General features: G+C 70.9%; 10 protein-coding genes. All 10 read left to right on the top strand.

Going from position 1 to position 10177, the window contains the following annotated elements; translation table 11 throughout:
- Positions 1-76: 76 nt before the first annotated feature.
- Positions 77-250, top strand: coding sequence for a hypothetical protein (locus tag OG747_RS15570; RefSeq protein WP_405879932.1), 174 nt, complete (start codon positions 77-79; stop codon positions 248-250).
- Between the two features lie 73 nt (positions 251-323).
- Positions 324-1232 carry a LysR family transcriptional regulator gene (locus OG747_RS15565; RefSeq protein WP_405879931.1) on the top strand — a complete coding sequence of 303 codons (909 nt, stop codon included), beginning with the start codon at positions 324-326 and terminating at the stop codon, positions 1230-1232.
- A gap of 288 nt (positions 1233-1520) precedes the next feature.
- The gene (locus OG747_RS15560) at positions 1521-2054 is read left to right on the top strand and encodes a cobalamin B12-binding domain-containing protein (protein WP_405879930.1); all 534 of its coding nucleotides are present in this window, start codon (positions 1521-1523) and stop codon (positions 2052-2054) included.
- A 104-nt stretch (positions 2055-2158) separates the two neighbouring features.
- Complete coding sequence (locus OG747_RS15555) at positions 2159-3442, top strand: methylaspartate mutase (protein ID WP_405879929.1); 1284 nt, start codon at positions 2159-2161, stop codon at positions 3440-3442.
- The gene (locus OG747_RS15550) at positions 3439-4449 is read left to right on the top strand and encodes an amino acid ABC transporter substrate-binding protein (protein WP_405879928.1); all 1011 of its coding nucleotides are present in this window, start codon (positions 3439-3441) and stop codon (positions 4447-4449) included. The genes OG747_RS15555 and OG747_RS15550 overlap by 4 nt, the downstream gene beginning before the upstream one ends.
- 128 nt (positions 4450-4577) lie before the next feature.
- A complete protein-coding gene (locus tag OG747_RS15545; RefSeq protein ID WP_405879927.1) occupies positions 4578-5672 on the top strand; it encodes a DMT family transporter in 1095 nt (364 codons plus the stop codon).
- Positions 5669-6757 (top strand): aspartate-semialdehyde dehydrogenase, encoded by a 1089-nt coding sequence (locus OG747_RS15540; RefSeq protein ID WP_405879926.1) that lies wholly within the window; start codon positions 5669-5671, stop codon positions 6755-6757. Before OG747_RS15545 ends, OG747_RS15540 begins: the two co-directional genes overlap by 4 nt.
- Positions 6754-7872: an aspartate kinase gene (locus OG747_RS15535; protein ID WP_405879925.1), complete on the top strand. Its 1119-nt coding sequence runs from the start codon at positions 6754-6756 to the stop codon at positions 7870-7872. Before OG747_RS15540 ends, OG747_RS15535 begins: the two co-directional genes overlap by 4 nt.
- Before the next feature lie 6 nt (positions 7873-7878).
- Complete coding sequence (locus OG747_RS15530; protein ID WP_405879924.1) at positions 7879-8982, top strand: TauD/TfdA family dioxygenase; 1104 nt, start codon at positions 7879-7881, stop codon at positions 8980-8982.
- 206 nt (positions 8983-9188) lie between these two features.
- The gene (locus OG747_RS15525) at positions 9189-10136 is read left to right on the top strand and encodes a TrmB family transcriptional regulator (RefSeq protein WP_405879923.1); all 948 of its coding nucleotides are present in this window, start codon (positions 9189-9191) and stop codon (positions 10134-10136) included.
- Positions 10137-10177: the final 41 nt, after the last annotated feature.

The following is a 10177-nucleotide window of genomic DNA, read 5'->3' as shown; positions in this document are numbered from 1 at the left end:
GAACGGTTCGGGAAGGGGCGGTTCGAGTATCGGTGCAGCCGAGCGAGAACCTCACCGATTCAAGGGGGAGCAAGACATGCGGAACAAGCCGAGCGGGTTCAAGGAAATCACCGGTCTCCTCACCGCCGCGGCCCTGGCCCTGGGGCTGGGTCTGGGTCTTGCCGCGGGGACGTCGGTGACCGCCGACGGGGGTGCCGCCGGCACCGTCACCGTCGCGGACAACCAGGGACCGGCCTCGGTCACCCCGTGAGGCCCCGGCCGGTCCGTACGCGGGTGAGTCACCTTCGCCGGTCACCCTCCACCGAACTCGCCTTGGAGTCACCTTGGACATCCGTCAGCTGACGACCTTCCACAAGGTCGCCACACTCCTCAGCTTCACTCGCGCCGCCACCGAGCTCAAGTACGCGCAGTCCAGTGTGACGGCGCAGATCAAGGGCCTGGAGACATCGCTCGGGGTCGAGCTCTTCGAACGACTCACGGGCAAGATCCAGCTCACCCCGGCCGGCCGGCGGCTGCTGCCCTACGCCGAGCAGATGATGTCGCTCGCGGGTGAGGCCCGCGGTGTCGCGCTCGGCGACGGGGAGCCCTCGGGTGTCCTCACCATCGGCACCATGGAGAGCGTCACCTCCTACCGGATGCCGCCGGTGCTGGAGTTCTTCCTCCACCGCTATCCGCTGGTGCACCTGGTGCTGCGGCCCAGTCTCTGCGCCGAGACCCTGCACTCGCTGCGTCAGGGCACCTTCGACATGGGCTTCCTCATGGAGGCCGAGACCCGGCACTCGGGTGTGGAGAACGAGGTGCTGGGCCGTGAGCCGCTGGTCCTGGTGGCCTCGCCCGGCCATCCGCTGGCCGGGGAGGAGAAGGTCACCCTGGAGCAGTTGCGCGAGGTGCAGGTACTCGCCCCGGAGGCCGGCTGCGCCTACCGAGAGCTGTTCGAGGCCGAACTGAACGACGGGACGGGTGAGCCGGTGCCGTTCCTGGAGTTCGGCAACATCGAGTCCATCAAGCGGGGCCTCACGGTCGGGCTGGGCGTGAGCCTGCTGCCCACGATGACCGTGGCCGACGACATCGCCGCGGGTTCGCTCAGCGAGCTGGCCTGGGACCCGCCGTTCGAGGTCTACACCCAGCTCGCATGGCGGCGCGGCCGACGGCTCAGTCGTGAGATGCGGCTGTTCATCGACCAGACGATGGAGTGCATGGCCGGGGAGTACGCCACGACGGCCGACAGCTGACCGGAGGCGGTACTGCCGACGAGACGCGGTAGCCGGCGGGGGCTGGATCAGGCCGACCCGGACCGACCTCCCGACCCGGACCGACCTCCCGGTCCGACCCACCTCCGGTCCGACCCACGCCGGGGACGACCGAACCTCGGGGACGACCAACCCCGTCCGGCCCAAGTTCGTTGATCGAACACAGTGATTCCCGGCATCGCGTATTCCGGGGGATCTTCCCTGGACGCCCTTGCACACGTCCGGACATGATTTTCGCAGTCCGCTGGTCATGCTACGGAGGAGGAATACGTGTCGAACAACATTGTGCGTAAAGGTAGGAAGTTCGTCGTGTCGAGCGTTTCCTCCGACGCGCATATGTGGAACCTCGTGTTTCTCCAACTATTGCTCGAAGAGCACGGTGGGGAGGTGCGCAATCTGGGGGCCTGTGTGCCCGACGAGCTCATCATGGAGGAGTGCCGCACCGAGCGCCCGGACGTCCTGGTCATCAGCACGGTCAACGGACACGGGCACCTCGACGGCCTCCGGCTGATCCGGAAGATACGCCAGGCGCCCGACCTCGCGGACATGCGCGTCGTCATCGGCGGGAAACTCGGTGTCCGTGGCGCGGAGAACATCGGGTTCGTCCAGGAACTCGTGTCGGGTGGATTCGACGCGGTATTCGAGTCCGAGGGCGGACTTCAGGATTTCCAGGAATTCCTTGCCGGGCTGGAGCCGGCCGCCCGGCCCGCGCTCTCCGGGGTCAGCGGGGGCGTCGGCGCCGGCGTTTCCGGGGCCGGGGCGTCTCACGCCTCCGAGCTGTCACCGATGGGTGCGGCAGCATGAACGCCGCACCCGCACCCGCACCCTTACCCGCGCCCGAGCGACGCGTCGACGCCGGCCCGGCGTCGACGCAGGGACAGGCGACCGCGCAGGGTCACACGGGTCAAGTGACCGCTCCCGGCCCGACGCGCAGCCGCTTCTCCTCGTTCGTCCGGGGGGCGGCCGACGCCGGCCGTCTCGTCGTGCAGCCGCGGATGGGGTTCGCCGAACTCCCCGTCATGCGCGAGGGGTTGCGCGGTGTCCGCGCCGCCCAGGCCACCGCCGTCGGCACCATCACCCTGGACAGCTACACCCGGGTCAACGACCACGACTCCGCCCGTGACGCGCTGCGCACCGGCGCCGAACTCAACGGTTTCCCGCTGGTAGCCCATGGTCCGCGGGCCACCCGGAAGATGCTCGACGGGCTGACAGGAGCGGACTTCCCGGTCCAGGTCAGGCACGGATCCGCGCTTCCGTACCCGCTGTTCCAGGCGATGGTGGAGGCGGGGATCGACGCCACCGAGGGCGGCCCCGTCTCGTACTGCCTCCCCTACAGCAGGGCGCCGCTCGCCGAGGCCGTCGACGCCTGGTCGCGCTGCTGCGATCTGCTCGCGGCGCAGGACGAGCAGATGCATCTGGAGAGCTTCGGCGGCTGCATGCTCGGCCAGTTGTGCCCGCCCAGCCTGCTGGTGGCGCTCAGTGTGCTGGAGGCGCTGTTCTTCCGGGAGCACGGCCTCACCAGCATCTCCCTGAGTTATGCCCAGCAGACCAACCAGGCCCAGGACCTGGAGGCGCTGGCCGCGTTGCGCCGGCTGGCGGGCGAGCGGCTGGGGGCCACCGACTGGCATGTCGTCCTCTACACCTACATGGGCGTCTACCCGCGCACCCCGGTGGGCTCCTTCCGGATTCTGGAGGACAGCGCACGCCTCGCGGTGCGGAGCGGGACCGAGCGGCTGATCGTGAAGACCCCGGCCGAGGCGTTCCGAATCCCGACCGTCGCCGAGAACGTCGACGCACTGGAGTTCGCCGCGGCCGTCGCCGTCGACGCCGCCGAGCATCCCGAGCATGTGGAGGCCACCGCGACGGGCCTGTACGAGGAGGCCCGGATGCTGGTGGACAGCACCCTCGAACTGGCCCCGACGGTGGGCGCCGCGCTGGTGGGGGCCTTCGCCCGCGGCCACCTCGACGTGCCGTTCTGCCTGCACCAGGACAACGCCAACGCGTCCCGCGCGTACGTCGACCCCCACGGTCTGCTGCGGTGGGCGCGGGCCGGCGCGATGCCGCTGGAACCGGAGGACGCCGAGTTCGCTCGGCCGCTCTCCGCGCAGAGCCTGATCGACATGCTCGCCTACAACGAACGGCGCTTCGACCGCGAACAACTCGTCCGAGTCCGTCAGTGGAGTCTGTCATGAGTACCGCGACCGAGATCAGCACCCGACTATCTACGGCTGCTTCGGCTCCCTCCCCCTCCCCGTCCCCGTTCCCGACCCTCGGCGAGGTCCGTGCGCGTGGTGCGCTGCGGGCCGTCGTCAGCCGGGGCATCGTCGGACTGTCGCGGTGCGGCGAGGGCGGCCGCTGGGCGGGGCTCGACACCGATGTGGCGCGGGCCGTGGCGGCCGCGGCGCTCGGGGACGCGGAGGCGGTCGAGTGGCTGCCGTCCGACCCGGCCGAGCGGCTGGACCGGCTCGTGGCGCGCGAGGCCGAGCTGACCGTCTGCAACCTGACCTGGACCCTGGGCCGTGAGGCGGGGTGGCCGGTGCTGTTCGCCGGGGTCACCTGCTACGACGGTGAGGGCTTCATGGTCCGCGCGGACAGCGGGATCGACGATCCGGCGCAGCTCGCCGGGGCCCGGCTGGCCGTGCAGGCCGGCACCACCAGCGCCGCCAACCTGGCTGCCTGGTACGGGAGAAGGGGCCTGGCGGCCGCCCGGCCGGTGGCCTTCCCGACGCCGGCCGAGACGCTGGCCGCGTACGCGCGCGGCGAGTGTGATGCGTACGTATTGGACCGGACAGCCCTTGCGGGCGAGCGGGCCGCGCTGCCGGACCCGTGGAACCACCGGGTTCTGGACACGTCGATCTCCCGTGAGCCGATGGGCGCCGCCGTCCGGGACGGCGACCCGCACTGGTACCGGCTGTGCCGCTGGGTGCTGCAACTGCTGACCGCCGCCGAGCACCACGTCGACGAGGCGGGTGAGGGCCATCGGGCCGAGGCACTCGACGAGGCCGCCCGGCTCGCCGGACCGCACGGCCCCGCGGTGGGCCTGGACGAGGAGTGGGCGGCGCGCGTCCTGGACGCCGTCGGTACCTACGCCGACATCTACGAACGGAACCTGGGCGGCGCCTCCGGACTGGCCGTGCCGCGCGGACTCAACGAGCTGTGGACCCGGGGCGGCCTGCACTACGCCGTCCCCCTGCACTGACCGGCGGGCCGGCCTCCGGCCGGCCCGTCCCGCGCCGACCCCGTGCGTCACCGTACGCGCCGCCGAGGCCGCGCGCGCCACCCCGCGCGTCGCGGAGTCTCCGTGAAGTCTCCGAGGAGGGACTGTCCATGAGTACAGACACACGTTCGGCCAACACCGAGCTGAAAGGAACGGTGGAACTGACGATCGCCATGGTGCTCTCGGGCACCATCGGCGTCTTCGTCGTCGAGTCCGGGGCCTCCCCGTTCAACGTCGTCTTCTTCCGCTGCGTCTTCGGGTCGGTCTTCCTGGGCCTCTACTGCCTGGTGCGCGGCTTCTTCACCAACCACAACTTCACCCCGAAGAAGCTGGGCCTGGCCGCGCTGGGCGGCGTCTTCATCGTTTTCAACTGGGCGTTCCTCTTCGAGTCGTACAAGTCGACCTCGATCTCCGTGGCGACCGTCGTCTACCACACACAGCCGTTCTACGTGGTGCTGCTCGGGGCGCTGCTGTTCCGGGACAAACTGACCGCCACCAAGTTCGGCTGGCTGGTCGTCGCCTTCGCCGGTCTGATCCTGACCGCCGGGGTCTCGCTCTCCGACCTCCGGGACGGCGGCCACTCCGCGTATCTGGTCGGGCTCGGCCAGGCGCTGCTCGCGGCCGTCTTCTACGCCTTCGCCACCGTCATCACGAAGCGGGTCACCGGGGTCAGGCCGCACCTGGTCGCGCTGGTGCAGGTGGTGCTCGGCATCCCGCTGCTGCTGCCCTTCGCCAACTTCGGCGCCATGAAGGGCATGGGCGCGGACTGGGGCTGGCTGGTCGGCCTCGGCCTGATCCACACCTGCCTGATGTACGTCCTGATGTACTCCTCGTACCAGAAGCTGCCCACCCCGAAGATCGCCGTCCTCGCCTTCATCTACCCGGCGGTCGCGATGCTCTGCGACTGGGCCGTGTACGGGCACAGGTTCAGCCTGCTCCAGGCGCTCGGCATCCCGCTGATCGTCGCGGCCAGCCTCGGCGTGAACCTGGGATGGAGCTTCGGACCGCGCCGCTCCTCCAGGACGGGCCGTGCGGTCGCCGGTTCCGGCACCGCGGCGGCGGCCACCGAGGTGAAGGCCGAAGAGACGACCGCCGAAGAGACGACCGCCGCCGCGCGGACCGACATCGCGCCGGCAGACGTTCCCGAGCACGCGCCGGCCGGTGCCGCCCGTGCCGAGAAGCTCACGATCGGAGAGTCCCGATGACCGACGCAACGGCTTCCGCCGAGTCAGCCGAGTCCGCACAGTCCAACGAATCCGGCCCGTCCGCGGCGCCCCGGGTGACGATCGTCGGTGCCACCGGCGCCGTGGGCAGCACCCTGATCGAGCTGATCGAGGAGCGCGGGCTGCGCTACCGCGAGCTGCATCTGGTCGCCTCCTCCCGGTCCGCGGGCCGCGTGCTCACCGTGGGCGGGAAGGAGTACGAGGTCCAAGCGATCGAGGACTTCGACTTCTCGCAGGCCGACGTGGCCTTCTTCTCCGCCGGTACGTCGGTGAGCGAGAAGTGGGTACCGGTCGCCACCGCCGCCGGCACCCTGGTGATCGACAACACCATCGCCTTCCGGATGGACCCGGACTCTCCGCTGGTCGTGCCGCAGGTCAACGCGCACGAACTGGACCGGGCCCCGAAGAGCGGCGTCATCGCCAACCCCAACTGCTCCACCATCCCGCTGGTCCGGCTGCTGCGCGGCGTCGAGGACCGCTGGGGCATCCGGCACGCGGTGGTCAGCACCTACCAGGCCGCCTCGGGTCTCGGCTACTCCGGCATGGACGAGCTGCACGAGTCCAGCAGGGCGGCCCTGGACGGCACGGGCGCCGCGTTCGAGCCGCAGCACTTCCAGCCGTCGCTCGCCTTCAACGTGATCCCGAAGATCGACCGCTTCCTGGACTCCGGTTTCACCCTGGAGGAGCAGAAGATGCTCCAGGAGTCCCGGAAGATCCTCGACCTGCCGCACCTGGACGTCACCACGACCTGTGTGCGCGTCCCGGTCGCCAACTGTCACTCCGAGGCCGTCTACATCGAGTGCCAGGAGCCGGTGGACCACGCCGAGCTGATCGAGGTTCTCGCCGGCCTTCCCGAGGTCGTCGTCCACGACCGGGACAACCCGAACGAGTTCCCGACGCCGGCGGCCGTGAGCAGCTCGGACTTCGTCCATGTCGGGCGGGTCCGGATCACGCAGAGCAACCCCCGCGCGTTCTGGCTGTGGCTGGTCGCCGACAACCTCCGCATCGGTGCCGCCCTCAACGCCGTCCAGATCGCGGAGGAACTGCTGGAACGGGGCACTCTGTGACTGCCCCGGCCGTACTGAAGTTCGGCGGCTCCAGTTTCCGCACGCTCACGTCGTACGGGGCGCTGGCCGAGGCGCTGGGCCGCCGGATCGACGAGGACGGCACCAAGCTGGTGGTGGTGGTCAGCGGGCAGCCGGGGGAGACCGAGCAGTTCCGGGACCGGCTCAGCCGGGTCAATCCGCACCCGGAGGACGAGACGGTGGCCGGCCTGCTGACCCTGGCGGACACCGTCGGCGCGCAGCTCCTGGCCACCGCCCTGCACCGGGTGGGCCGCAGTGCCACCGTGCTCGCCGGGCACCAGCTCGGCCTGGTGACCGACTCGGCGTTCATGTGGGCGCGTCTCGAGCACTCCGACCCGGAGCCGATCCGCGCCGCGCTGCGGGAGAACGACGTGGTGGTCGTGCCCGGCGGCCAGGCGGCGGACACCCAGGGCCGGCCGACCTGGCTGGGCAAGAACAGCTCGGACCTGTCGGCGGTGGCGCTGGCCGCCGCGCTCGGCGCCCCGCGCTGCGAGATCCACTCCGACGTGGACGGCATCTACAGCACCGACCCGCATCTGGTCAGCGGCACCCGGCTGCTGAAGGAGGTGTCGTACGACATCGCCGCGATGATGTCGCTGTACGGGGCGAAGGTGCTGCACCGGAGGTCCGTGCGGCTTGCGCAGAAGCACCGGGTGGAGATCGTATGCCGGCTCAACCGGGCCCCGTTCCGGGCGGGTTCGGTGATCGGCACGCGGGGCGCCTCGGCCGCCGCGGTGGTGCTCAACCAGCGGTCGACGGCCCTGCGGTACGCCTCGGACGAGGAGGCCGACCGTGCCTTCGCCGCCTTCCACGGCGCCAACATCGACACCGTCCGGCTCACCATCGGGCCGCTCGTCGCGGTGATCGGCGGCTTTGTCGACCTGGAGGAGTTCCAGCGCCGCAAGGGCCTGACTCCCGGTGTCGTCGCGGGAGTTCCGGTCACGGCGCTGCGCGGCAGCCGGGCGGCCACCCATGTCGCCGCGGACGAGGACGACGCGTTGCACCTGGCGCAGCGCCTGCACGACGTACTGCAGGACCGCGACGCCCTGTTCCCCGAATCGTTCCCCGAATCCGAAACCGAACTGCTAGGAGTGTGAGAAGAGATGAGCATCCTCGCCGACCACTTTCCGCGCGCCGTCGACGATCCCGTCGACGACCCCCGTGCGCGGCGCGAGGACACGGCAGCCACCACCGAGGCGGCCTCGGCCGCCGTGCCGGGGACCTTCACACGGATCGGGCTGTCCGACGAGGCGCGTGACGAACTGGGCGCCAGGCTGGCCGAACTGGGCGAACCCGGCGTCGACATCGACCGGTCGATGACCCGCTATCTGCAGATCTTCGCGGGACTCCCGACCGAAACCCTGCAGCAGATCCTCGACGTCGGCCGGCATGTGGACACCGCGGGCGTCGCGCTGGTCGACAACCTGCCGGTGGACGAGCGGCTGCCCGACACCCCCTCGGACGGCGGCCCGTGCCGGAACAAGCCGTCCTTCGTCGCCGAGGGCGTGCTGCTCGGCCTGAGCGGGCTGATCGGCGAGCCGATGGGCGTGCGCACGGAGAAGGCGGGGCAGCTCGTCCACGATGTGATCCCCGTCCAGGACGGCGCCAGGACGCAGACCAACGAGGGGTCGGAGGTCTTCCTCAACTTCCACAGCGACATCATGTATGACGCGATCGGCCGCTACGACATCGCCAACCCCGACTTCCTGGTACTGAGTTGTCTGCGCGCCGACCACGAGGGCGCCGCCGCCACGCACTACGCCGACGCCCGGGACATCTCGGCGGCGCTCGACCCCCAGACCCTGGAGACGCTGCGCTCCCCGCTGTTCCGGCTCAACGCGCCCGGCAGCTACACCCGCCGGGTGGCGGGCGGCGCGGAGGTGCTCTCGGAGCCGGTGCCGTTGATCAGCGGCAGCGACGCGTACCCGGAGATCGCCATCTCGGCCAACGGCGTCCGGCCGCTGACCAGTGGTGCGCGGGTCGCCCTCGACCGACTCCAGGAGGTCTGTGGTGCGGTGGCGCACGGGGTCCGGCTCCGCCCGGGCCAGGCGCTGCTCATCAACAACCGCAAGGGAGTGCACGCCCGCACCACCTTCACCGCCCGCTATGACGGGCGGGACCGGTGGCTGCAGCGCACCTATGTGCGGCGCAGCCTGTGGAGCGTCCGCTACCGGGTGACGCCGGAGAACCGCCGCGTGCACTACTGACCGGGCGGCCGGCCCTGTACAGATCCTTCCGTGCGGAACTGGAGTGGTGTGTCGTGTCAGGCAGGGAGTCGCGAGAGGCACGACAGGACAGGGCGTGCCAGGGGAAACCCGGCGGCGAGGAAAGGGAGGGACGGGGGGAACGGAAGGAGAGGCCGGGCCCCGACCTCTCGTCCCTGGCGGCCCTGATCGGCCAGGACGAGACCTGCGTGGACGTGTACCGGCTGGTGATCGCGGAGCCGGGCTGGGGAGTGACCGAGATCGCCCGGGGGCTCGGCCTCACGGAGCCGGAAGTGCGCTCCGAGCTCGACCGGCTGGCCCGGCTCTCCCTGCTCCACTGCGCGGGCGGCGCCGCCGACGTCGCCGCCATCAGCCCCGATGTGGGCCTCGCCGCCCACATCTGGCGGCGCGAGTCCGAAATCCTCGGCCAGCAGCGCGAGTTGGCCGCGATGCAGGCGTACTCCGCCGAACTCACCGCGGTCTACGCGGCGCAGCGGGCCGGCCACGGCAACCAGGGCCTGGAACTCCTGGAGGGGGTCAACGAGGTCCGGGCGCACCTGTCCGAGGTGGCCCGGAACGCCCGCAGCGAGCTTCTGGCGTTCATGCCCGGCGGCGCGCAGAGCCCCGAGGCCCTTGAGGCGAGCCGGCCGCTGGACGAGTGGAGCCTGCTCGCCGGGGTGCGGCTGCGGACCATCTACCTGGACAGCGTCCGCAACGACCGGGCGACCACCGAGTACGCGCACTGGCTCGCCGAACTCGGCGGCCAGATACGGACGATCCCCTCGCTGCCGCTGCGCATGCTGATCGCCGACCGGTCGACCGCGTTGCTGCCGCTCAGCCCGGAGGACAGCCGGGCGGGCGCGGTCGTGCTGCGTGCGCCCGGAGTGATCGACGCCCTGCTCGCGCTGTTCGACCTGGTCTGGGAGCAGGCGGTGCCCTTCGGGGCGGGTCGGCGGCCGGCGGCCAAGGGGCCGTCGCAGCAGGAACTGGAGCTGCTGCGGCTTCTCGAGCGCGGCCTCACCGACGAGGTCGCCGGGCGCAAGATGGGCCTCTCGCTGCGGACCACCCGGCGCATGATGTCCGGGATCTGCTCCCGCCTCGGCGCCCGCAGCCGCTTCGAGGTGGGCGTCCTCGCGGAACGGGCGGGGTGGCTGTGAACACGGGGGCCGTGTCGCGCTGTGATGTCGCCCCTGCTGTC

This window comes from Streptomyces sp. NBC_01384 (assembly GCF_045040035.1).
Taxonomy (GTDB): Bacteria; Actinomycetota; Actinomycetes; order Streptomycetales; family Streptomycetaceae; genus Streptomyces.
This window is presented reverse-complemented; position numbering and strand designations above follow the sequence as displayed.

Excerpts from the sequence above, each read along its gene's own strand:
- OG747_RS15545 (WP_405879927.1), top strand. The coding sequence starts at position 4,578 with ATGAGTACAGACACACGTTCGGCCAACACCGAGCTGAAAGGAACGGTG.
- OG747_RS15570 (WP_405879932.1), top strand. The coding sequence starts at position 77 with ATGCGGAACAAGCCGAGCGGGTTCAAGGAAATCACCGGTCTCCTCACC.
- OG747_RS15550 (WP_405879928.1), top strand. The coding sequence starts at position 3,439 with ATGAGTACCGCGACCGAGATCAGCACCCGACTATCTACGGCTGCTTCG.
- OG747_RS15540 (WP_405879926.1), top strand. The coding sequence starts at position 5,669 with ATGACCGACGCAACGGCTTCCGCCGAGTCAGCCGAGTCCGCACAGTCC.
- OG747_RS15530 (WP_405879924.1), top strand. The coding sequence starts at position 7,879 with ATGAGCATCCTCGCCGACCACTTTCCGCGCGCCGTCGACGATCCCGTC.